This is a genomic window from Mycobacterium pseudokansasii (assembly GCF_900566075.1).
Lineage (GTDB): Bacteria > Actinomycetota > Actinomycetes > Mycobacteriales > Mycobacteriaceae > Mycobacterium > Mycobacterium pseudokansasii.
This window is the reverse complement of the sequence record NZ_UPHU01000001.1, coordinates 3,608,345-3,631,683: the sequence shown is the minus strand read 5'-3', so window position 1 is coordinate 3,631,683 and position 23,339 is coordinate 3,608,345. Positions and strand designations below refer to the sequence as shown.

The 23,339-nt window shown below is 65.8% G+C and carries 20 protein-coding genes; 13 read left to right on the top strand and 7 right to left on the bottom strand.

The window, feature by feature from the left end; all coding sequences use genetic code 11:
• Positions 1–2 precede the first annotated feature (2 nt).
• From EET10_RS16460 to EET10_RS16450, 3 genes are read right to left on the bottom strand one after another with little or no spacing between them, the layout of a single operon-like run.
• Positions 3–1,085 (bottom strand): quinone-dependent dihydroorotate dehydrogenase, encoded by a 1,083-nt coding sequence (locus EET10_RS16460; RefSeq protein ID WP_036406973.1) that lies wholly within the window; start codon positions 1,083–1,085, stop codon positions 3–5.
• Positions 1,086–1,111: 26 nt separating this feature from the next.
• On the bottom strand, positions 1,112–1,318 hold the full coding sequence (locus tag EET10_RS16455; RefSeq protein ID WP_051490763.1) for a DUF5703 family protein: 207 nt from the start codon (positions 1,316–1,318) through the stop codon (positions 1,112–1,114).
• A gap of 53 nt (positions 1,319–1,371) precedes the next feature.
• Positions 1,372–2,424: a YncE family protein gene (locus EET10_RS16450; protein WP_218028472.1), complete on the bottom strand. Its 1,053-nt coding sequence runs from the start codon at positions 2,422–2,424 to the stop codon at positions 1,372–1,374.
• Positions 2,425–2,545: 121 nt separating this feature from the next.
• On the opposite strand from EET10_RS16450, the gene EET10_RS16445 reads away from it, so the two are divergent.
• From EET10_RS16445 to EET10_RS16405, 9 genes are all read left to right on the top strand, one after another.
• A complete protein-coding gene (locus tag EET10_RS16445; RefSeq protein ID WP_036406878.1) occupies positions 2,546–2,848 on the top strand; it encodes a hypothetical protein in 303 nt (100 codons plus the stop codon).
• A gap of 61 nt (positions 2,849–2,909) precedes the next feature.
• The gene (locus EET10_RS16440; RefSeq protein WP_099187413.1) at positions 2,910–3,740 is read left to right on the top strand and encodes an undecaprenyl-diphosphate phosphatase; all 831 of its coding nucleotides are present in this window, start codon (positions 2,910–2,912) and stop codon (positions 3,738–3,740) included.
• Positions 3,737–4,477, top strand: a complete 741-nt coding sequence (locus EET10_RS16435; RefSeq protein WP_063467954.1) for a histidine phosphatase family protein — start codon at positions 3,737–3,739, stop codon at positions 4,475–4,477. Before EET10_RS16440 ends, EET10_RS16435 begins: the two co-directional genes overlap by 4 nt.
• A 62-nt stretch (positions 4,478–4,539) precedes the next feature.
• Positions 4,540–5,127: a DUF3090 domain-containing protein gene (locus EET10_RS16430; protein WP_036406879.1), complete on the top strand. Its 588-nt coding sequence runs from the start codon at positions 4,540–4,542 to the stop codon at positions 5,125–5,127.
• Positions 5,111–5,926 (top strand): SCO1664 family protein, encoded by an 816-nt coding sequence (locus tag EET10_RS16425; protein ID WP_036406881.1) that lies wholly within the window; start codon positions 5,111–5,113, stop codon positions 5,924–5,926. The genes EET10_RS16430 and EET10_RS16425 overlap by 17 nt, the downstream gene beginning before the upstream one ends.
• 41 nt (positions 5,927–5,967) lie before the next feature.
• Entirely contained in the window at positions 5,968–6,780 is an 813-nt protein-coding gene (locus EET10_RS16420) for a 3'(2'),5'-bisphosphate nucleotidase CysQ (protein WP_036406883.1), read from the top strand.
• A 448-nt stretch (positions 6,781–7,228) separates the two neighbouring features.
• Positions 7,229–8,473 (top strand): cysteine--1-D-myo-inosityl 2-amino-2-deoxy-alpha-D-glucopyranoside ligase, encoded by a 1,245-nt coding sequence (gene mshC, locus EET10_RS16415; protein WP_063467955.1) that lies wholly within the window; start codon positions 7,229–7,231, stop codon positions 8,471–8,473.
• A 23-nt stretch (positions 8,474–8,496) separates the two neighbouring features.
• Positions 8,497–9,378, top strand: coding sequence for an SDR family oxidoreductase (locus tag EET10_RS16410; protein ID WP_063467956.1), 882 nt, complete (start codon positions 8,497–8,499; stop codon positions 9,376–9,378).
• Between the two features lie 31 nt (positions 9,379–9,409).
• The gene (locus tag EET10_RS16405) at positions 9,410–10,621 is read left to right on the top strand and encodes an FAD-dependent monooxygenase (protein ID WP_036406889.1); all 1,212 of its coding nucleotides are present in this window, start codon (positions 9,410–9,412) and stop codon (positions 10,619–10,621) included.
• Here the strand turns inward: EET10_RS16405 and EET10_RS16400 are convergent.
• Complete coding sequence (locus EET10_RS16400) at positions 10,618–11,502, bottom strand: PAC2 family protein (protein ID WP_036406976.1); 885 nt, start codon at positions 11,500–11,502, stop codon at positions 10,618–10,620. The genes EET10_RS16405 and EET10_RS16400 overlap by 4 nt on opposite strands.
• An 89-nt stretch (positions 11,503–11,591) precedes the next feature.
• Between EET10_RS16400 and metH the strand changes: the two genes are divergently transcribed.
• Positions 11,592–15,179, top strand: a complete 3,588-nt coding sequence (gene metH, locus EET10_RS16395) for a methionine synthase (protein ID WP_036406891.1) — start codon at positions 11,592–11,594, stop codon at positions 15,177–15,179.
• Between the two features lie 416 nt (positions 15,180–15,595).
• Positions 15,596–16,825 carry a PPE family protein gene (locus EET10_RS16390; protein ID WP_244601975.1) on the top strand — a complete coding sequence of 410 codons (1,230 nt, stop codon included), beginning with the start codon at positions 15,596–15,598 and terminating at the stop codon, positions 16,823–16,825.
• A gap of 102 nt (positions 16,826–16,927) precedes the next feature.
• On the opposite strand, the gene EET10_RS16385 is transcribed toward EET10_RS16390, so the two are convergent.
• The 3 genes from EET10_RS16385 to EET10_RS16375 form a co-directional block, all read right to left on the bottom strand.
• Positions 16,928–19,282 carry an arylsulfatase gene (locus EET10_RS16385; RefSeq protein ID WP_063467959.1) on the bottom strand — a complete coding sequence of 785 codons (2,355 nt, stop codon included), beginning with the start codon at positions 19,280–19,282 and terminating at the stop codon, positions 16,928–16,930.
• 19 nt (positions 19,283–19,301) lie between these two features.
• Positions 19,302–20,777, bottom strand: a complete 1,476-nt coding sequence (locus tag EET10_RS16380; protein ID WP_036406979.1) for an arylsulfatase — start codon at positions 20,775–20,777, stop codon at positions 19,302–19,304.
• Positions 20,778–21,081: 304 nt separating this feature from the next.
• A complete protein-coding gene (locus EET10_RS16375) occupies positions 21,082–22,209 on the bottom strand; it encodes an alpha/beta fold hydrolase (RefSeq protein WP_246013648.1) in 1,128 nt (375 codons plus the stop codon).
• Here EET10_RS16375 and EET10_RS16370 point away from each other — a divergent pair.
• Positions 22,201–22,482 (top strand): phosphoribosyl-ATP diphosphatase, encoded by a 282-nt coding sequence (locus EET10_RS16370; protein ID WP_036406895.1) that lies wholly within the window; start codon positions 22,201–22,203, stop codon positions 22,480–22,482. The two genes, EET10_RS16375 and EET10_RS16370, sit on opposite strands and share 9 nt — an antisense overlap.
• A gap of 2 nt (positions 22,483–22,484) precedes the next feature.
• Complete coding sequence (hisG, locus tag EET10_RS16365) at positions 22,485–23,339, top strand: ATP phosphoribosyltransferase (protein WP_036406897.1); 855 nt, start codon at positions 22,485–22,487, stop codon at positions 23,337–23,339.

Here is a 23,339-nt window from a genome sequence, read left to right as displayed (position 1 = left end):
GCCTAACCGGGCGGTTTCCCGGCGTTCCGAGCAGCCGAGCCCACGGCGTCAGCCAGCGAGGCAAACCCGCCATCATGCAGCCGGCGGGCGATGCCGTCGTGAATGTGCTTGGCCCACAAGCCGCCGCCGTAGATGAACCCGGTATAGCCCTGCAGCAGTGTCGCGCCGGCAGTGATGCGTTCCCATGCGTCGTCGACGGTCTCGATACCGCCCACGCTGATCAACACCAGGCGATCACCGACCCGGTGTTGAAGCCGCCGCAACACCTCGACAGCGCGGCCTGCCACCGGCGGTCCGGAAATGCCGCCGGCACCCAGCTCGTCGACCCCGGGGGTCGCCAGGCCGTCTCGCGAGACCGTGGTGTTGGTCGCGACGATCCCGGCAAGACCCAACTCGACCGCGAGGTCGGCGATGTCGTCGATGTCGGAGTCGGAGAGATCCGGCGCGATCTTGACCAGCACCGGGGTCGAGGTTTCGGCCAGCACGGCGGCCAGGATGGGCCGCAGCGACGCCACCGCCTGCAAGTCCCGCAGCCCGGGCGTATTCGGCGAACTGACGTTGACCACCAGGTAGGCGGCCAGCGGGCCGACCAGCCGGGCACTGGCCCGGTAATCCTCGACCGCGTCGCCGGCCGGCGTCGTTTTGCTCTTGCCGATGTTGACCCCGATCGGGACCCGGGGTCGGTGCCCGGTGAGCCGGATCGCGAGCGCCCCGGCACCGTGGTTGTTGAACCCCATCCGGTTGAGCAGGGCGCGGTCGGCGGGCAGCCGGAACATCCGCGGGGGCGGGTTCCCGGGCTGCGGATGCGCGGTGACGGTGCCGACCTCGGCATAGCCGAATCCCAACGCACCCCAGGCGTCCAGCCCGGTGCCGTCCTTGTCGAACCCCGCGGCCAACCCCAGCGGCCCGGGAAAGCGCACCCCGAACACCGTGCTCGCCAGCACCGGATCCGTCGGCCCCAGCCATCGGCTCAGCATCCGGCGCGCCGGCGCAACGGCGGTGACCGCACGCAGCACGGCGAAGACGAATGTGTGGGCACGCTCGGGCGGCAGGAGGAACAACAGCCGCCGCACCAGGCCGTACATCCAGCCCTGGCGCCGCTCACCGACCGTCACGGTTCCGGCTGGTCGGACGACGCTTCTTCCAGACGAGACTTCTTGCGGCGCAACAACACCCGCCTGCTGCCGTCGGTGTAGAGCCGCACCCGCGTCAGCTCCCAGCCGCGGTACTCGGCCTCGATGGACAACCGGGTGGACGCGCTGAGCCTGGTCACTTCCGGCGGCAGGCGCAGCGGCGCCCACTCATATTCGTCCGACATGTCGGTATCCCAGCCCGCGGGCAACCGGCTCCACCTCGGCGCGGGCCAGCCCTTCACGCAATACCCGCCGCATGCTCGATGACCTGGACCCCGCCACCCGACCCCGACACCACGTACAAGGTGCCCGACGCGTCGTCGAAGGCCAGCGAGTTGGGTTGCTGCACGGTTGGGTAACGCACCTTTTCCACGGGTATTCCGGTGGACAGATCGTAACCAATGACGACGTTGGATGCGGTTTGGGATACCCAGGCCAACTCGCGGGAGCCGACCAGCCCATACGGGGCCTGCGGCACGGGGTAGGCCTGGCGCAGGATCAGCGGATCGACCCCGTACACCAGCAGTTGGCCGCCGCGAGTGTCGGCGACCAGTACCCGGCCCAGCGGATCGGCGGCCAGCGTAGTGGCGCCCTCTCCGGCGCGCAGCGCCTGCCGGGCGCGGCCGTCGGCCCCGACCGTCGTCACCGACGTCTGCCCGCGATCCAAAACAACAGCGGTATTTCCCTGTGTCACAAGGGAATCGACGCGAGCAAAGATCTTGATGCGGTTGGCTACGGCGGCGACGCCTGTGGACACGTCGGAGGCCAGGATGTAGACGGCGCCGTCGGCGCTGCCCAGCACCAGCTTGCCGTCGGCGCGCCGCGCGATCGCGGTGAACTCGGTGCCCGCGGCGTCGGCGACGCTGACCTGCGTGATGCGGCCGGCGGACAGGTCGACCACGAAGTACCCCCCCCGGGTGGCCAGGTAGGCGATGCCGTGGCCGTCGCAGGTCAACGCCGTCGCGGGCCCGGGCAGCGTGATCGCCTGGGGCGGAGTCTGCGCATCGTCGAACACGGTGATGCCCGATGGCGCTGACTGATCGGCGCCCGCGGTAAGAACCGCCAGCCGACGCGCGCCGTTGTCGTACAGCGCCGTCTGCGGATGGCCGCTGAACGGCCGAACCACCCCCGCCGGGGCCTGGGAAACCGGCGGAGACACGGCAGGCTGCGCAGGCTGAATCGTGGGCGGCGCGGTTTGCAGCGGATTCGACGAACAAGCCGTCACCAATGTCAGCAAAGCGGCAGCGGCCCAAAGGCGGCGTTGAGCTGCTTGCTTAGTAGCTGTCAGCAACTATCCGTCCTCCGAACGTCGAGCATGGGTCCCACAACTCAAGGAATTTCGACTATCCAAGTCGCGTCCGATCTCGCCATGTTGCCCACGAAAAGTGGTACTGGAGAGGTATTGTCGCGGCATGACCGTCACCGCTGACCGGCATGTCGCGAACAAACAGTTTGCTATCGAAGACATGTCGACGGGCATCTTCGCCAGCGGCTATGGACAGGTCGGCGACGGACGTAGTTTTTCCTTCCACATCGAACACCGGTCACTTGTCGTCGAAATCTACCGGCCGCGCCTGACCGCGCCGGTCCCGCAGGCCGAAGACGTCGTCGCGCGGTCGGTCCGCAGTCTGGTCGACATCGATGTCACCGACGAGCGCAGCCTGGCCGCCGCGGTGCGTGACTCCGTCGCCCAAGCCGCGCCCGTTTCGCGCTAGTCGCACCCGATACCCGTGTGCCGTACCGGGTACGGTCGTCGTCGTGTCTGCGGTTGCGGCGATGTCCTGGTGGCAAGTCATTTCATTGGCGGTGGTGCAGGGTTTGACCGAGTTCCTGCCGGTGTCTTCCTCGGGGCATCTGGCGATCATGTCGCGGATCTTCTTCAGCGACGACGCCGGCGCCTCGTTCACCGCGGTCACCCAGTTGGGCACCGAAGCCGCCGTCCTGGTGTACTTCGCGCGCGATATCGTGCGGATTCTGCGGGCCTGGGTAGACGGTCTGGTGGTGAAGTCGCATCGCAACGCCGACTATCGCCTGGGCTGGTACGTCATCATCGGGACCATCCCGATCTGCATCCTGGGATTGTTCTTCAAAGACGAGATCCGCTCGGGGGTGCGCAACCTGTGGGTGGTGGCGACAGCCATGGTGGTGTTCTCGGGGGTGATCGCGCTCGCCGAATACCTGGGTCGCCAGCGCCGTCACGTGGAGCAGCTGAACTGGCGCGATGCCGTGGTGGTCGGCATCGCGCAAACCCTGGCGTTGGTCCCCGGCGTCTCGCGGTCCGGGTCGACCATCAGTGCGGGCCTGTTTTTGGGGCTCGATCGCGAGTTGGCCGCCCGATTCGGCTTTCTGCTGGCCATCCCCGCGGTGTTCGCCTCCGGGCTGTTCTCGTTACCGGACGCCTTCCACCCGGTGACCGAAGGGATGAGCGCCACCGGGCCGCAGCTGCTGGTGGCCACCCTGATCGCGTTCGTGGTCGGCCTTTCCGCGGTGGCGTGGTTCCTGCATTTCCTGTTGCGGCACAACATGTATTGGTTCGTGGGTTATCGGGTCTTGGCCGGCGCGGCAGTGCTTGTGTTGCTGGCAACCGGGACGGTGGCCGCGACATGACCGTCATCCTGGTGCGCCACGGTCGTTCCACCTCGAACACAGCCGGCATCCTGGCCGGGCGGTCCGAGGGCGTCGACCTTGACGACAAGGGGCGAGAGCAGGCGGCGGCCCTGATCGACCGGCTCGGTGACTTGGCGGTCCGGGCGGTGGTGTCATCTCCGATGCTGCGGTGCCGCAGCACCGTCGAACCGCTGGCTGATGCGCTGTGTCTGGAGCCGCTCATCGATGACCGGCTCGCCGAGGTCGACTACGGCGAATGGACTGGCCGCAAGATCGGCGACCTGACCAACGAGCCGTTGTGGCGGGTTGTTCAGGCACATCCCAGTGCGGCGGTGTTTCCGGGCGGCGAGGGGCTGGCGCAGGTGCAGGCCCGCGCGGTGGCCGCGGTTCGCGAGCACGACCGGCGGCTGGCCCTGGAATACGGGGGAGAGCACGGTGGCGACGTGTTATGGCTGGCCTGCACCCATGGCGACGTCATCAAGGCGGTGATCGCGGACGCCTACGGAATGCATCTGGACAGCTTTCAACGGATCACCGCCGATCCCGCGTCGGCGAGTGTGGTCCGCTATACCGAATTACGACCCTTCGTGCTGCACGTCAACCACACCGGGGCGCGGCTGTCGGCGGGGCTGCGTGCGGCGCCCCCGCCCAAGGAGGACCTTGGCAACGAGCAGACCGCGGAGTCGGACGGTCAGGTGCCATCCGGCGATGCGGTCATCGGCGGCTCCGCCGATTAGCACGATCGGCCCCCGCCGGCCCGGTCGATCCAGGGGCGTCCGCACGGTATTTTGGAGATGCCATGGCGCGCGCTATTCACGTATTCCGCACACCCGACCGCTTCGTCGCCGGGACCGTTGGCCAGCCCGGAAATCGCACGTTCTACATCCAGGCGGCTCATGACGACCGGGTGGTCTCGGTGGTGCTGGAGAAGCAGCAAGTCGCGGTGCTGGCCGAGCGCATCGGCGCGCTGCTGCTGGAAGTGAACCGCCGCTTCGGTACGCCGGTGCCCCCGGAGCCCGCCGAGGTCGAGGATCTGAATCCGTTGATCATGCCGGTGGACGCCGAGTTTCGAGTCGGGACCATGGGACTGGGCTGGGATTCCGAAGCCCAGACGGTGGTCGTGGAGCTGTTGGCCGTCACCGACGCGGAGTTCGACGCCTCGGTGGTGCTCGACGACACCGACGAGGGTCCCGACGCCGTACGGGTGTTCTTGACGCCTGAGTCGGCACGGCAGTTCGCTACCAGGTCCAACCGCGTCATCTCGGCGGGCCGTCCGCCGTGCCCGCTGTGTCAGGAGCCTTTGGATCCGCAGGGACATATCTGTGCACGGACCAACGGGTACCGGCGCGACCTGTTGTTCAGGTCTGACGATGAACCCGGGCAATGACGCATGTGAGGTGTTGCGCGACGGCGAATTGACGGTCCTGGGTCGCATTCGCTCGGCGAGCAACGCGACGTTTCTGTGTGAGGCGACGCTGGGCGACAGTACCGTCCATTGCGTCTACAAGCCGGTGTCGGGTGAGCAGCCGCTGTGGGATTTTCCCGACGGGACGTTGGCCGGTCGCGAACTCAGCGCCTATCTCGTGTCGGCGTGGTTGGGCTGGAACATCGTGCCCTACACCGTAATTCGCGATGGACCGGCGGGGCCGGGCATGTTGCAGCTGTGGGTGCGGCAACCCGGTGATTCGTTAGACGCCGATGCGCGTCCCGGGCCCGATTTGGTGGACCTGTTTCCGACGGGCAAGCCGCGGCCGGGCTATCTGCCCGTGCTGCGCGCCTACGACTACGCCGGCGACGAGGTCGTCCTGATGCACGCCGACGACGACCAGTTGCGGCGGATGGCGGTGTTCGATGTCCTGGTCAATAACGCCGACCGTAAGGGTGGCCACATCTTGTGCGGGATCGACGGCCGGGTGTATGGCGTCGACCATGGCGTGTGCATGCATGTGCAGGACAAGCTGCGCACGGTGTTGTGGGGGTGGGCGGGCAAGCCGATCGACGACCAGACGCTCGAGGCGGTGGCCAGGCTCGCCGAAGCCCTTGCCGGACCGTTGGACGATGCGCTGAGGGGCCACGTCACCAGCGCCGAGATCGCGGCGCTGCGCCGGCGGGCGCATGCCCTGCTGGACAGTCCGGTGATGCCCGGACCTAACCGTCATCGTCCGATTCCGTGGCCGGCGTTCTAGGGCATGCGATTGGCCATTGCCTATTCGGTGATACTGATCCGATGAGTCCGGCCGCCGATGACCAGCGTGCCGACCTGACAGACGCCGCACTGGCCGCTGACCTCGCCGCGGAAGCGGGTGAGCTCTTGCTCGCCGTGCGGGAGGAGGTCGGTTTCGACTACCCTTGGGCGCTCGGTGATGCCGGTGATGCCCGGGCGAACTCACTGCTGCTGCGCCGCTTACGCGAGGAGAGGCCACGTGATGCGGTGCTCAGCGAGGAAGCTCACGACGATTTGGCCCGGCTGAAATCCGACCGGGTGTGGATCATCGACCCACTGGACGGTACGCGCGAGTTCTCGACGCGAGGCCGCGATGACTGGGCGGTTCATGTCGCTTTGTGGCAGCGCACGACAAACGGCAGACCGCAGATCACCGACGCGGCGGTTTCATTACCGGCCCGCGGAAACGTCGTGTACCGCAGTGATACCGTGACCTGCGACGCGGCGCCCGCCGGTATTCCGGATGTCATCAGGGTCGCCGTCAGCGCCACCAGGCCGCCTGCGATCCTGCACTACATCCGGCAGACGGTGGACGTCGAATTGGTGCGGATCGGCTCAGCGGGAGCCAAGGCAATGGCCGTGATCGACGGCAACGCGGACGCCTACTTGCACGCCGGTGGCCAATGGGAATGGGATTCGGCGGCGCCGGCCGGAGTGGTGCTCGCCGCGGGAATGCACGCATCACGGTTGGACGGCTCGCCGTTGCAGTACAACCAACTCGATCCCTACTTGCCCGACTTGTTGATGTGTCGCAAGGAGCTGGCACCCGTTCTGCTTGGTGCTATCCGGCGCGCGTGGTGGTACGGCGCCCGGTAGTCGTCGAGTGTGGTCCGGTGGCGTCGAGTGTGGTCCGGTGGCGTCGAGTGTGGTCCGGTGGCGTCGAGTGTGGTCCGGTGGCGTCGAGTGTGCTGTGGTGGCGTCGAGTGTGGCCCGGTGGCGTCGAGTGTGGTCCGGTGGCGTCGAGTGTGCGCGCAGGGCGGCTGACGCGCCGTTCAAGCGCCGTAGCTGCACTATCAAAGCCCTACATTCACACTCGATGCGCCCCGCTACGCGGGCCGCTCGGAACGCTGGGGTCGCCGGGCTCGACCCGATCGCCCGGCTCCTCAACGCCCCGCTACGCTGGGGTCGCCGGGCTCGACCCGATCGCCCGGCTCCTCAACGCCCCGCTACGCAGGCCGTATCGTCGCCGGGCTCGACCCGATCGCCCGGCTCCTCAACGCCCCGCTACGCAGGCCGTATCGTCGCCGGGCTTAAAGTCGAGGGCATGCGGTCGTGGTCTTCTGCCCCGGTTCCGAACCTGCCGGGACGCGGGCCGGAGCTGCGACTATTCGACACCGCCGACCGTCAGGTGCGCCCCGTGACGCCTGGAACCAAGGCGACCATGTACGTCTGCGGGATCACCCCCTACGACGCCACGCATCTGGGACACGCCGCCACCTATCTTGCGTTCGACCTGATACATCGGCTGTGGCTGGACCTCGGCCACGACGTGCATTACGTACAGAACGTCACCGACGTCGACGATCCGTTATTCGAGCGCGCCGAGCGCGACGGCGTCGACTGGCGCGAACTCGCCGAGCGCGAGGTCAAGCTGTTCCGCGCCGACATGCAGGCGCTGCGGGTGCTGCCGCCCCACGACTACGTCGCCGCCACCGAGGCAGTCGCGGAAATGGTCGAGCTCATCGAAAAGATGTTGGCGTCCGGAGCCGCCTACACAGTCGACCCGGAAATAGGGGAGTATCCCGACATCTACTACCGGGCCGACGCCACCGTGCAGTTCGGCTACGAATCCGGTGGTGACCGCGACACGATGCTCACCCTGTTCGAGCAGCGCGGCGGCGACCCGGCCAGGCCCGGCAAGAACGACCAACTCGACGCCCTACTGTGGCGCGCCGCGCGCGTCAGCGAACCCAGTTGGCCGTCGCCGTTCGGGCCCGGCCGACCCGGCTGGCATGTCGAATGCGCCGCTATCGCCCTCAGTCGTGTCGGCAGCGGGCTCGACATCCAGGGTGGCGGCAGCGACCTGATTTTTCCGCACCACGAGTTCACCGCCGCGCACGCCGAATGTGTCACCGGTGAGCGGCGATTCGCGAGGCATTATGTGCACGCCGGGATGATCGGCTGGGACGGGCACAAGATGTCCAAGAGCCGCGGCAACCTGGTGCTGGTGTCGACGCTGCGCGCCCAGGGCGTCGAACCGGCGGCGGTGCGGCTGGGTCTACTGGCCGGGCATTACCGGGCAGACCGCTTCTGGACGCAACAGGTGCTCGACGAGGCCGCAGGCCGGCTGCAACGCTGGCGCACCGCCACCGCACTACCCGCCGGTCCGGATGCCGGCGACGTTATCGCAAGGGTGCGCCGCTACCTGGCCGACGACCTCGACACACCCAAAGCCATTGCGGCACTGGATGGTTGGGCTACTGATGCGCTCGAATACGGCGGCCACGACGAGAGCGCGCCGAAGTTGGTGGCAACCACGGTCGATGCCCTGTTAGGGGTGGACCTGTAGACCCGCAATGGTACGTTTCGGCCATGACATCGGTGCAGGACAAGGTCGTCTTCATCACTGGCGGTGCTCGCGGAATCGGGGCCGAGGTCGCTCGTCGACTGCATAACAAGGGCGCCAAACTGGTGCTCAGCGACGTCGGCACAGCAGAGCTGGCCAGCATCGCTGCCGAACTGGGCGGCGACGGGCGCCTGCTGACCGTCGTGGCCGACGTGCGCGATCTGTCCGCGATGCAGGCTGCAGCCGACCAGGCGGTCGAAAAGTTCGGTGGCATCGACGTCGTCATCGCCAACGCGGGCATTGCCAGCTACGGCTCCGTGCTCCAGGTTGATCCGGAGGCGTTCAGGCGGGTATTGGACGTCAACGTGCTCGGCGTCTTTCACACCGTGCGGGCCACCTTGCCGGCGGTGATCGAGCGCCGCGGCTACGTGCTGATCGTCTCGTCGCTGGCGGCGTACGCGGCGTCTCCCGGGCTGGCGCCCTACAACGCGTCCAAGGCCGCCGTAGAGATATTCGCCAACGCGCTTCGATTGGAGGTCGCCCACCACGGCGTCGAGGTCGGCTCGGCACACATGTCCTGGATCGACACGCCCCTGGTCCGCGACGCCAAGTCCGACCTGTCGGCGTTCACCGAACTGATAGCCAGATTGCCCTGGCCGCTGAACCAGACGACGTCGGTCGAAAAGTGCGCGGTGGCGTTCGTCGAGGGCATCGAGGCCCGCAAGACGCGTGTCTTCTGCCCGAAATGGGTGGGCCTGCTCCGCTGGCTCAAGCCGGTGCTGTCGACGTCGGTCGGGGAACGTCCGATCCGCAAGACCGCCGCCGAGTTGTTGCCCCGCATGGATGCCGAAGTGGCTGCGCTCGGTCGGTCCACCAGCGCCTACAACCAAGTGCTGGAGCAGAAATAGCCGACTGGGCGCTTCTGACGCTGGTGACGCAGTGAAAGTTGCCATCTGCGGCGCCGGAATCGCCGGGCTCACCATGGCCGAGCGGTTGTCGGCGCTCGGTGCCGAGGTGGTGCTGCTGGAAAGGTCATCCACTCCTCGGTCGCAGGACTGCATGATCGACTTTTTCGGTCCCGGCTATGAGGCCGCCGAAGCCATCGGTGTCCTGCCAGCGATCCAAGAAGTCTCCTATCACGTCGGCACAGCAAGCCTGTTCGACCAGGATGGTCGCCGACAAGCCCCGCTGCCCGACGAGCGCACGGTCACCGTCCTGGATGGTCGGCTATGCCGGGTAACGCGGAGCAGCTTGGAAAATGCGTTGCGCGACAACCTGCCTCGGGACGTGCAACTGCGCTTCGGGGTGCAGGTGTCGCAGGTGTCATCCGGTGACGACGGCGTGCTGGTGACCCTCGACGAGGGCGAGCAGCTGGAAGCCGATTTCCTGGTCGGCGCTGACGGGATTCACTCGACCGTGCGGTCCCTGGTATTCGGCGTCGAGTCGCAGTTTCTGCGCTACCTCGGATTCCATCTCGCCGCCTTCGTTTGCGATGCCCACGACCTCACCGATGCGCGCGGCGAGCATTACGTGCTGACCGACGCCGTGGACCGTCAGGTGAGCGTGCACGCCCTGCGGGACGGTCGGACGGCGGTGGTGGCGGTGTTTCGCGCGGCCGACCCCGAGTTGCCAGGTGATAGCCGCGCCGTCCTGCGGGACGTCCTCGGGGGCATCGGCTGGTCGGTTCCGGAGGTGCTGGACCGATGCCCGCCGGCAGAGGACATCTATTTCGACCAGGTAGCGCAGGTCGAGATGACGTGCTGGCATAAGAACCGGGTAGTCCTGCTCGGCGATGCCTGCTCGGCGGTTTCGCAGCTCACCGGACAGGGTCCGTCGATGGCCGTCGGGGGCGCCTATGTGCTGGCCGAACAGCTGCGCCGAACATCGTCGGTAGAGCGGGCGTTCTCTTTCTATGAGCGGCTGTGGCGTCCGGTCGTGCAGGCGAAACAGGAAGCCGGCCGCGATACGGTCGACTGGCTCCTGCCGGGATCACCGTCGAAGCTGTGGATCCGCCGCACGGCGCTGCGGCTGGCGTGGCTTCCCATGGTCAGCCGGCGCATCAACGCACGGTTGATCGGCGAGCCACCCGCCGTGATCGCGATGCTGCGCAACGGGTCGCCGGCAGATCCCGCCGATCCGCGACTCGTTTAGCGCCCAAATCCCGGTCGTCGGCGGCGCAGATAGCGCTCGAACTCGGCGGCCAGCGCGTCGCCGTCGATCGTGCCCAGAACGTCGTTGACGTCGACCGCGGCGTCGCCGTGCTGTTCCAGCGACTGCACATACTCGGCCAGCTCGTCGTCTTCGGCGGCCATCGCGCTGATCTCCTGCTCCCAGGCTTCGGCTTGGGTCGGCAAGTCGCCCAGCGGCACCTCGACGTCGAGCACGTCTTCGACCCGGCGCAGCAGCGCCACCGTGGCTTTCGGGTTCGGCGGGTGCGACACGTAGTGCGGCACCGCCGCCCAGAACGTCACCGCCGGGATACCGGCTGCCACGCACGCATACTGAAACACCCCGGCGATGCCGGTCGGCCCTTCGTAGCGGGTTTCCTGCAGCCCGAAGATCTGCGCCGATTCGGGGGAGTAGGCCGCGCCCGAGACCGGCACGGGGCGAGTGTGCGGGGTATCGGCCAGCAGCGCTCCGAGGATGACGACGGTGTCCACATTGAGCTTGTCGACGATGGCTAGCAGCTCGGCGCAGAAGGTGCGCCAGCGCATGTTCGGCTCCACCCCGTGCATCAAGACGACGTCGCGGTCACTACCTGGTGGGCGGCAGTGCGAGATGCGCATGGCCGGCCACTCCAATTCCCGGGTGACCCCGTCGACCTGACGGATGACCGGGCGGTTCACCTGGTAGTCGTAGTAGGCCTCGTCGTCGATCTCCACGATGGGACGCGAATCCCAGATGTCGGCCAGGTGCGAGACGGCGTCGCTGGCCGCGTCACCGGCGTCGTTCCAGCCCTCGAACGCCGCCACGACGACGGTGTTGTGCAGTTCGGGCAGCAGTTGGCCGCCGTCGGGCTCAGCATCCGGCAGAGTCACACGATCAGCGTACGGCCTGCATCTGACCTGTCAGAGCGCTGTCAACAACTGAGGCGAATCCATAGGCCGACTATCCTTGCCATGTGACTGCCGCGAACAAACCCCGCTACGACACTGATCTCCTTGACGTTCTGGCGCAGCGCGTGGTGGTCGGCGATGGCGCGATGGGCACCCAGCTGCAGGCCGCCGATCTCACGCTGGATGACTTCCGCGGCCTGGAGGGCTGCAACGAGATCCTCAACGAAACCCGCCCTGACGTGCTGGAATCTATCCACCGCAACTATTTCGAGGCCGGCGCGGACGCGGTGGAAACCAACACCTTCGGCTGCAACCTGTCCAACCTGGGCGACTACGACATCGCCGACAAGATTCGCGACCTGTCGGAAAAGGGCACCGCGATCGCCCGCCGGGTCGCCGACGAGCTATCCACCCCCGACCGTGAGCGCTACGTGCTGGGGTCGATGGGTCCCGGCACCAAGCTGCCCACCCTGGGGCACACCGAATACGCGGTGATCCGCGACGCCTACACCGAGGCTGCACTGGGCATGCTTGACGGCGGGGCCGACGCGATCCTGGTGGAGACCTGCCAGGACCTGCTGCAGCTGAAGGCCGCGGTGCTGGGCTCGCGGCGGGCGATGAAGCAGGCCGGCCGCCACATTCCGGTGATCGCCCACGTCACCGTGGAAACCACCGGCACCATGCTGCTGGGCAGTGAGATCGGTGCGGCGCTGACCGCCGTCGAGCCGCTGGGTGTGGACATGATCGGCTTGAACTGCGCGACGGGTCCCGCCGAGATGAGCGAGCACCTGCGGTATCTGTCGCGGCAGGCCCGCATACCGGTGTCGGTGATGCCCAACGCCGGCCTGCCGGTGCTGGGCGCCAAGGGCGCGGAGTATCCATTGCGGCCCGACGAGCTGGCCGAAGCGCTGGCCGGCTTCATCGCCGAGTTCGGGCTGTCGCTGGTCGGTGGCTGCTGTGGGACCACGCCGGACCACATCCGCGCGGTGGCCGCGGCCGTCCCGGACGTCGAGCGCCCGCAGCGTCAGGTGAGCTACGAGCCGGCGGTGTCGTCGCTGTACAGCGCCGTCCCGTTCGCCCAGGACGCCTCGGTCCTGGTGATCGGCGAGCGCACCAACGCCAACGGCTCCAAGGGTTTTCGTGAGGCGATGATCGCCGAGGACTACCAGAAATGCCTGGACATCGCCAAGGACCAGACCCGCGACGGCGCGCATCTGCTGGACCTGTGCGTCGACTACGTCGGCCGTGACGGCGTCGCCGACATGAAGGCCCTGGCCAGCCGGCTGGCCACGTCGTCGACGTTGCCGATCATGCTGGACTCCACCGAAACCCCGGTGCTGCAAGCCGGTTTGGAGCACCTCGGCGGCCGCTGCGCCATCAACTCGGTGAACTACGAGGACGGTGACGGCCCGGAATCGCGCTTTGCCAAGACCATGGAGCTGGTCGCCGAACACGGCGCGGCCGTCGTCGCGCTGACCATCGACGAAGAGGGCCAGGCGCGCACCGCCGAGAAGAAGGTCGAAATCGCCGAGCGGCTGATCAACGACATCACCACCAACTGGGGTGTGGACGAATCGTCGATTCTCATCGACACGTTGACCTTCACCATCGCCACCGGTCAGGAGGAGTCTCGCAAAGACGGCGTCGAAACCATCGAGGCCATCCGGGAACTCAAGAAACGCCACCCGGACGTGCAGACCACGCTGGGGCTGTCCAACATCTCTTTCGGCCTCAATCCTGCTGCGCGCCAAGTGCTGAACTCGGTGTTCCTGCACGAATGTCAGGAGGCCGGCTTGGATTCGGCGATCGTGCATGCCTCGAAGATCCTGCCGATGAACCGGATCCCCGAGGAACAACGCACGGTGGCGCTCGATCTGGTCTATGACCGCCGCCGCGACGGCTACGACCCGCTGCAGGAGCTGATGCGCCTCTTCGAAGGTGTGTCGGCGGCGTCGTCGAAGGAATCGCGCGCGGCCGAACTAGCCAAGCTGCCGCTGTTCGAGCGGCTGGCGCAACGCATCGTCGACGGCGAGCGCAACGGCCTGGAAGCCGATCTCGACGAGGCGATGACCCAGAAACCGCCGCTGGAGATCATCAACGAGAACCTGCTGGCCGGCATGAAGACGGTCGGTGAGCTGTTCGGCTCGGGCCAGATGCAGCTGCCGTTCGTGCTGCAGTCGGCCGAGGTGATGAAGACCGCCGTCGCTTATCTCGAACCGCACATGGAGAAATCCGATGACGACTCGGGTAAGGGTCGCATCGTCCTGGCCACCGTCAAGGGCGACGTGCACGACATCGGCAAGAACCTGGTCGACATCATCTTGAGCAACAACGGCTACGAGGTGGTCAACATCGGCATCAAGCAGCCGATCGCCACCATTCTCGAAGTGGCCGAGGACAAGAGCGCCGACGTGGTGGGAATGTCGGGGCTGCTGGTGAAATCCACGGTGGTGATGAAGGAGAACCTCGAGGAGATGAACTCCCGCGGCGTCGCCGAAAAATTCCCGGTGCTGCTCGGGGGTGCCGCGCTGACCCGCAGCTATGTCGAAAACGACCTCGCCGACATCTACGAAGGCGAAGTGCACTATGCGCGTGACGCTTTCGAGGGCCTCAAGCTGATGGACACCATCATGAGCGCCAAGCGAGGCGAAGCGGCGGACGTCGACAGTCCGGAAGCCATCCAAGCCCGTAAGAAGGAAGCCGAGCGCAAGGCTCGCCACGAACGCTCCAAACGCATTGCCGCACAACGTAAAGCCGCTGAGGATCCGGTCGAAATTCCGGAGCGCTCCGATGTCGCCGCCGATATCGAGGTGCCCGCCCCGCCCTTCTGGGGTTCGCGGATCGTCAAGGGCCTGGCTGTCGCCGACTACACCGGCATGCTCGACGAGCGCGCATTGTTCCTGGGCCAGTGGGGATTACGCGGAACACGTGGCGGTCCCAATAGTGAAGGCCCGTCGTATGAAGACCTCGTCGAGACCGAAGGGCGGCCGCGGCTGCGCTACTGGCTGGACCGGTTGTCCACCGACGGCATCCTGGCGCACGCCGCCGTGGTGTACGGCTACTTCCCGGCCGTGTCCGAGGCCGACGACGTCGTGGTGCTCACCGAGCCCGCACCCGACGCCGAGGAACGTTACCGCTTCAGGTTCCCGCGCCAGCAGCGCGGCCGGTTCTTGTGCATCGCCGATTTCGTCCGGTCGCGGGAGTTGGCTCGCGAGCGGGGCGAGGTGGACGTGCTGCCGTTCCAGCTGGTGACCATGGGTAAGCCGATCGCCGACTTCGCCAACGAGTTGTTCGCCGCCGACTCCTACCGCGACTATCTCGAAGTCCACGGTATCGGCGTGCAGCTCACCGAAGCGCTGGCCGAGTACTGGCACCGGCGTATCCGGGAGGAGCTCAGGTACTCGGCCGACCGGACGATGGCCGCCGAGGACCCCGACGCCGTCGAGGACTACTTCAAACTGGGTTACCGGGGTGCCCGGTTCGCCTTCGGTTACGGGGCATGCCCGGACCTTGAGGACCGCGCCAAGATGATGCAACTGCTCGAGCCCGACCGCATCGGAGTGACGTTGTCCGAGGAGTTGCAGCTGCATCCCGAGCAGTCGACCGACGCGTTCGTCCTGCACCATCCCGAGGCCAAGTACTTCAACGTCTGACTCGGCCACCGGCAACGGCGGACCGACTATCGCGGATTTCTTCGCCGCAGTTGGTCGCGACCGATCTGATATCAGTTCGATGACACGCTGTCTGTCCGCCGATCGGGGGACAGTCGAATTCCGCATACCGGTGGATACCGACCATCCTTGTTAATCGAAACAATCCTCTAAGTTCACCAGGATTTTTCCGGCGCGAAATCGAAACGGCCGGTTTGGCAATGGGTGGTAGCGGCGGTGCGGGTGGCTGAGGGGCTTGAAGTGGCGTTGTGTTCGGCGCGGTGGACCGGCCGCGGTGACGGGATCTGTGGCGCGGTTTTGCTGGGCCCGCCAGGGTTGAGCCCGGGTGGCCGCGGCCGGGATCGCCCGGCAGCGAGCGCTGACACGACGAAGTTGTGCCAGTGAGCGCGCCGGTATGGATGGCGTTCCCGCCGGAAGTGCATTCGGCGCTGCTGAGCGCCGGACCCGGACCTGCGTCCTTGATTGCCGCGGCCCAGGCGTGGTCATCGTTGAGGGCCGAGTACGGCACGGTGGCAGACGAACTGACCGCGGTGATGGCGGCGCTGCAGGCCGAGGCGTGGCGGGGTCCTGCCGCGCAATGTTGTAGCGCCGCCTATGTGCCCTATCTGGCGTGGGTGATGCAGGTGAGTGCCGAGTGCGCTCAGGTCGCTGCTGTCCATGAGGTCGCGGCGTCGGCGTACCAGGCAGCATTGGCGGCAATGCCGACACTGGGCGAGCTGGCTGCCAACCACGCCACGCATGCGGTGTTGTTGGCAACCAACTTCTTTGGTGTCAACGCGATACCGATTGCGTTCAATGAGGCCGACTATGCGCGAATGTGGATACAGGCCGCCACCACCATGAATGTCTACGAGGCGATTTCTTCACCGGCGCATGCTTCGACACCGCACACCCCACGCGCGCCGGTCATCATCAAACCTGGCGCCAGCCTCGTGACCGCCATTCAAACAACCATCACACCATTTCCGATTTGGCAGATTCTCCAAATATGGATCGATGCTGTCGTGGGGGTGTTGCATTACATCAAAGAATCGTTGGTGGCTACTATTCTTGCATGGCTGTTCATTCCTTTATGTGTTCTGCTCGCGGTGATTGCGCTATTAACCGGGCATGTCGCTATGGCCGAACAATTTCTTGGCTTCATAGTGAATTTGGCGATTTTTCCTTTCGAGTTCTTCCTCGAGGCCGGATGGATTTGCGTCGTGGGTCTGGCCGATATTTGCAAATTAGTGATTGCGTGGTTCTTGGGGAATCTAGGATTTGTCGGCGGTCCGGGCTTGGTGACTCAGTTGGCGACGACGACGGCGCTGTCCGGCGGTGCCGCTCTGGGCGTCGGCGCGTTGAAGGGCACGGCGGTGGCGCTGGAGCTGGCGCCGGCGTCGTTTGCCGCTACGGCTGTTGGTGCCGACGGGTCGCTTGCCACTGCTGGCAGCGTGGTTTCGCCCGCTGAGTTGGGCGGGGCCGTGGGCTTTGCCGGAACCATCACCAACGGGACCGTCCCGCAGGCCGGGGGGCTGACCACGCTCAGTGGCCACACGTGTTGTGACGGTGTGCCCGTGCCCATGTTGCCAAGCGGTTGGGCGCAGACCGTGTGCGGCGATGACTCCACCGGTTGGGTGCGTGGCTGAAAGTTGCTCTTGGCCGGGCCAACAACGTGCGGGTTTTGGCCTTTAGCGTCCACTTGACCGTGGCACACCCGAAAGAGCAGCGCGCCAACGACATTCGCGCAGCTACTGCTTGGTGAGCGCGATCTTCATCTGCGCCTGGTAGTCCTCGACGTGCTCGCCGCTGACGTCGACGATCACGCGGTGGATTCGGCCGTCGAACTCGAACGGCGGGTCGTAGTCGGGGGTTACCGACGAGCCGGTGTTGGCGCCGACCAGCATGGCTCCGCCCTGGGCCAGCCGCAGCGGCGTGGTTACCGGAAATTCGCCGCGGCCGACCGCAGAGCCGTCGACGAACAGCGTCACGTCGCCAGGAGTTCCGCTGCCGTTCTTGAGGTCCACCGGACCTGTCGGGGTGAATTCCACGCTGAGGAAGTGCCGCCCCGGCGGGATGCGTTGCGCCGAGCGAATCGTGAAGATCTCCTTGGCCACATAGTTGTGCGCATAACAGAGCTGACCGTCCTTGACGTACAAGGTGATTCCTCCGTCATTGCCGCCCATGGACAACAGGACGCCCGACGATTCCTCGGTGAGTTCAACCTCGGCGTTGATCGAGTACGGCCGGTTGAGAATCTTCGGTGCGGCGGCCGCGGGAATAGCCTGGGTGCCCGGATACAGCACGTATCGAGTGCGGTTCGCGGCGGCAATCTGCGGACGTTCCACGAAAGCGCGGGCCAGGCCGCGGCTGTCGATGGGCAACACGTTGTATCTTCCCGCTTCGCTGTACCAGAGCGTGATCATCGCGATCAGCCGCGCACGCTCCTGCCCGGCCAGGTTGGTGGTCTCGGCGGGATCCTGGGCGACGTGGTAGAGCTCCCACCCGCATTCATCGAGCTGACTGAGCATCTCCGCGGTGATCACGTCGCCGAACTTGTGGGCGGATTCGGCGAACGACGTTCCCGGCCAAGGACATACGGCGCGCCACCCGTCGTGGTAGAGCGAGCGGTGGCCCAGCATCTCGAAGTACTGGGTGAGATGGCGGGTGGGGGCGGCGGCGTCGTCGAAGGTGTGCGCGAAGCTGACCCCTTCGATCGGCGACTGGGTGACACCGCCGATCGATGTCGGTGGGTCAAGGCGCAGGGCATCGAGCACCGTCGGGACCATGTCGATCAGATGGGTGTACTGGGATCGCACCTCGCCCCGCGCGGCGATGCCGCGCGGCCAGGTGACGATCAACGGGTCGCTCGAGCCGCCGCGGTAGGTCTCGCGCTTCCACCGCCGAAACGGGGTGTTGCCGGCGTGCGTCCAGCCCCACGGGAAGTGGTTGAACACCGTGGGGCCGCCGATCTCGTCGATGCGGGCCAGCCCCTCCTCGACGGTGTCGGCGACGTTGTTGAAGAAGCGGACCTCGGTGACCGAGCCGGTGGGGCCGCCTTCGGCGCTGGCCCCGTTGTCAGAGACCAGCATGATCACCGTGTTGTCGTACTCGTGCAGGTCTTTGAGGAACTGCACGAGTTCGCCGATGTAGTGGTCGGTGTGCTCGAGGAAACCGGCGAACACCTCCATCATGCGGGCGTAGAGCCGGCGTTCGTCGGCCGGCAGCGTCTCCCAGTCCGCGACATCGGGATCGGGTGCAGACAGCTCGGCCGTTGCCGGCAAGAGCCCGAGTTCCTGCTGTCGCGTGAACACCTGCTGGCGGTAGGCCTCCCAGCCGGCGTCGAACTTCCCGGCGTAGCGGTCGGCCCACTGTTTGGGCACATGGTGGGGTGAGTGCGTCGCGCCGGGGGCGAAGTAGAGGAAGAAGGGCTTGTCCGGGGCGACCTGCTTGGCGTCGGCAATCATTGCCTTGGCCTTGTTCACCAGATCGGGCGTGAGGTGATAGCCCTGCTCCGGGGTGGCCTCGGGTTCGGTTTGGGAGTTGTCTCGCACCAGATCCGGGTAGTACTGGTGGGTGTCGCCGCCCAGGAAGCCGTAGTAACGCTCGAACCCGCGTCCCAGCGGCCACCGGTCGTAGGGCCCAGCCGCGGTCATCGTTTCCTCCGGCGCCAGATGCCACTTACCGACGCAGTAGGTGTTGTAACCCTGGGCCCGCAGAATTTCGGAGAGGAAGCCGTTCTCGAACGGTATGTAGCCGTCGGAGCCGGGGAATCCGGTCGACCCGTTGGTCAGACACGCCAGGTGGTTGGAGTGGTGGTTACGGCCGTTGAGGATGCAGGACCGCGACGGCGAGCACAGGGCGGTGGTGTGCATGTTGGAATACCGCAGGCCGTCGGCGGCCAACGCGTCGATGTTCGGTGTCGAGATCGGACTGCCGAAGCAGCCCAGGTGCCCGTATCCGGTGTCGTCGAGCACGATGAACACCACATTCGGCGCGCCTTCGGCAGGCCGCTTGAAAGCCGGCCAGGCCGGCGTCGACTCATCAGCGGTGCGGCCGATCACACCGGGAAACGTTGTACCGGTCTGATATTCGGTGATTGCCATGGCTTTGTCCTCGCTTCGGCTATCGGTGTCGGGCCGGGTTGAGTTGGTTCAACAACTCGTCGACGTCGATGCCGAAACTGCGCATCCGCGGCGGGAATTCGTGCAGCGTCGCCAGGAACCGCATCACTTGCAGGGCGGCGGGGCCGTAGAGCCAGGCATGGTTCTCCTGCCATTCGTCGAATCCCCGCGCCTTGTGGAAACGCTCGAACGGGTCGAGCTTGAGGTTGGTGATCAATGGGGTGGTCAGCTTCTGCTGGATGCCGTTAAACCACCGGTCCTGGGTCTTGAGCAGTACTTTCCAGTCGCCGTAACGTAATCCGTGCAGCGATGTCTCGGTGAAGTAGTAGAACTCCATGCGTTTGGATTTGCCGCGGCCGGTGAGCAGGTCGGTCTGGTCCACTCCGTCGAGGTGCACGCGGTACTCGTGTCCGCCGATGGTGGCGCCCTTCTTGAGTGAGTCCGCGAGATCCGGCTGGCCCAGCATCGACATGATGGTAGGAATCCAGTCCTCCATTGCCATGAACTCCCCGGTGGCGACACCGGCCGGGATCACACCGGGCCAGCGCACCAGCGCCGGAACCCGGAACGCGCCTTCGTAGCCGCCGACGCCCTTCTCCCGCGCGAAGGGATGGTTGCCACCGTCGGGCCAGCTGTTGCAGGCGGCTCCGTTGTCCGTCGACCACATCACCAGGGTGTTGTCGGCGATGCCGAGTTCGTCGAGCAGATCGAGCAGTTCGCCCACGTGATCGTCGAGTTCCATCATCCCGTCGGCATAGACGCCGTAGCCGCTCTTGCCGTCGTACTCCGGTGCCAGGTTGGTGCGGTAGTGCATCCGGGTCGAGTTGTGCCACACGAAGAACGGTGTTTCGGCGGCCGTCGCGTCTCGGATGAATCGCTTTGTCTCGGTGAGGAATTCACGGTCGAGGGTGCGTTGTCGCTCACGGCCGTACGGTCCGGTGTCTTCGATACGCTGGGTCCCGTCGGGATTGGCCCAGCAGTGCAACGCACCGCGCTGACCGAAGCCGAATTTCTTCACGATTTCCGGATTGGTCGGGAAGTCGTACTGTTCGGCGTACTCGCCGGCGTTGAGGTGATACAGGATCCCGAAGAACTCGTCGAAACCGTGCATGGTCGGCAAGTGCTCGTCACGATCGCCGAGGTGGTTCTTGCCGAACTGTCCGGTCGTGTAGCCCAACGGTTTGAGCATCTCGGCCAGTGTCGGATCTTCCTTCTGCAGACCGATATCCGACCCCGGGAGACCGACCGTGGACAAACCCACCCGGATCGGGTACTGCCCGGTGATGAAGGCGGCCCGGCCAGCCGTGCAGGACGCCTGCGCGTAGTGGTCCATGAAGATCATGCCCTGGTTGGCGATCCGGTCGATGTTGGGCGTTGAGCCGCCCATCATCCCGCGGTGGTAGGCGGAGATATTCCACATCCCGACGTCGTCGCCCCAGATCACCAGAATGTTGGGACGTGCGGCTGCGTCTACCATTTCGGATGCCATATCGAACCTCTCCAGCGATGCTAAGTCCGTAAGTGCTCCGGATTTGGTTGATTTCGCAGGTCAGTGGATGGTCGGTGGGTATGCATGGGCAGCGTACTGGTCCGGGGTGCGGTAGCCCAGAGCACGCCGGGCTATAGCCCGGGCCGTGCTGTCCGGCTCAAACCGCTGCAGCGCTTGCGAAATCACATCGTGGCCACCACCACCGGATCCAACCGATCATCGACGCGAGATTGATCGCGTTGCACCATTGCCGCGGCATCAGCGTTCACCTGTGACACAGTCGGGGTGCCGTTCAGTCGGTGGTACGGCGGTTGTCGATCTGTCCTACGAGTGCTGCGAAGGCGTCGTGCACGGCGGCTGGTTGTTCGATCCAGGGAAAATGGCCCGCGCCGGCGATGACGCGCCAGGTTGTGTTTGGGGTGTGGAATCGCTTGTCCTGCCACAACGTTTGGGTCACGATGCGGTCTGCCGAGCCGCTCACGATGAGTGTGGGCAGCGTTCTTGGCCACCAGGCTGATCGGTAGCCGTGATCGAAATTGGCCCCCGACCATTGCGCAGCCCGGCTGTTATAGGGCAGTCGCGCCAGGATAGCTGTCCCGCGGGCAACGGTGTGGGCGGCGAAGTTCCACGGCGCAGATTCGACAGCAACGCGGCGAAGGTGGTCGTTGCTGGGATCGGATAGGTAACGGGTGGTGGCGTGTTCGACGCCGGGTAACCGATTGTTACGTGTCATTTGCTCGAACACCGGTATCCACGATGCGTCAGGGGCGGTGCTGATGAGCACCAGACCTGCCAAACATCCATCCAATGCCGGGACTGAGAGCAGGTACTCGCCTCCGGTGGAATGTCCTACAAAAACAGGATGTGCAACGGCGTGGGCGGCTTCAAGCAGAACCTGAGGCCATAGGCCGTAGGGCTCGGCGGGTGCTCCCGGAGCGTTGATGTTGGAGCCATCACCAGGCAGGTCGACCATCCACGAGCAGCCGGGTACATCGACTGTGTCGACCAGTTCATGCAGGCTCTCCGAACCGATTCCTGGTCCACCGGGAAGAAACAGCCAGTTCAAATGCCCCGCACAACTGGCTCGTCGGCGCAACCGCACCCCAGACGTTGTCCACTGAATATCTCGGAGCACTATCGGACCCTGCTCAGCGTTGACGACGGTCTTCGAACCAACTCTTGCGGTCAGGCCAGAACGTGAAGCCAGAACGTGAAGCCAGAACGTGGAGATAGTGCCAGGACGGTTGCTGTTAGGGCAACTCCTTGACCTGGCGGTCGTGGCCTGCCCTATTGGGCGAACAGGTACTGCATGTGGGCTCACCCGGATGGCGCCGGCGGCTTCGCCGTGCACACCCCCAGCGGCCGCCGACGAGGAGCGCGACGAAACCGCCGTGACTTCGCTCGCCGGCGCATGGAACAATCGCTGGCCGTGAAGACCTTCGAGGATCTGTTCGCCGAACTCGGCGATCGTGCCCGCACCCGGCCCGCCGGCAGCGCTACCGTAGCCGCGCTGGACGCCGGGGTGCATTGGCTGGGCAAGAAGATCCTGGAGGAAGCCGGCGAGGTGTGGCTGGCCGCCGAGCACGAAACCAACGACGCCTTGGCCGAGGAGATCAGCCAATTGCTGTATTGGACGCAGGTGCTGATGATCTCCCGCGGGCTGGGCCTCGACGACGTCTACCGGAAACTGTGAGCATGTTACGCGTGGCCGTTCCCAACAAGGGTGCGTTGAGCGAACCGGCCACCGAGATCCTGGCCGAGGCCGGCTACCGGCGCCGTACCGACCCCAAAGACCTGACCGTCATCGACCCGGCCAACAACGTCGAGTTCTTCTTCCTGCGGCCCAAAGACATAGCCATCTACGTGGGTTCGGGGCAGCTCGACTTCGGGATCACCGGCCGCGACCTGGTCTGCGATTCCGACGCGCCGGTACGGGAACGATTGGCCCTGGGGTTCGGGTCGTCGAGTTTTCGCTACGCCGGTCCCGCCGAGCGGGATTGGACGACGGCTGACTTGGCCGGAAAGCGGATCGCCACCGCGTATCCAAATCTCGTCCGAAAAGACTTGGCTGCCAAGGGTATTGAAGCAACCGTCATCCGGCTCGACGGCGCCGTGGAGATCTCGGTGCAACTCGGCGTGGCCGACGCCATCGCCGACGTGGTGGGCTCCGGTCGCACCCTGAGCCTGCACAATCTGGTGGCGTTCGGTGAGCCGCTGTGTGATTCGGAGGCGGTGCTCATCGAAGGCGCCGACCGCGACGGCGCCGAGCACAGCGAGGCGCGCGATCAGTTGGTCGCCCGGGTACAGGGTGTGGTGTTCGGTCAGCAGTACCTGATGCTGGACTACGACTGTCCGCGCGCAGTGCTGGACCGGGCCACCGCGATCACGCCCGGACTGGAGTCGCCGACGATTGCTCCGCTTGCCGACCCGGACTGGGTCGCAGTCCGTGCGCTGGCGCCGCGCCGCGGCGTCAACGGCGTCATGGACGAGCTTGCCGCCATCGGGGCCAAAGCGATTCTGGCCTCCGATATCAGGTTCTGCCGATTCTGA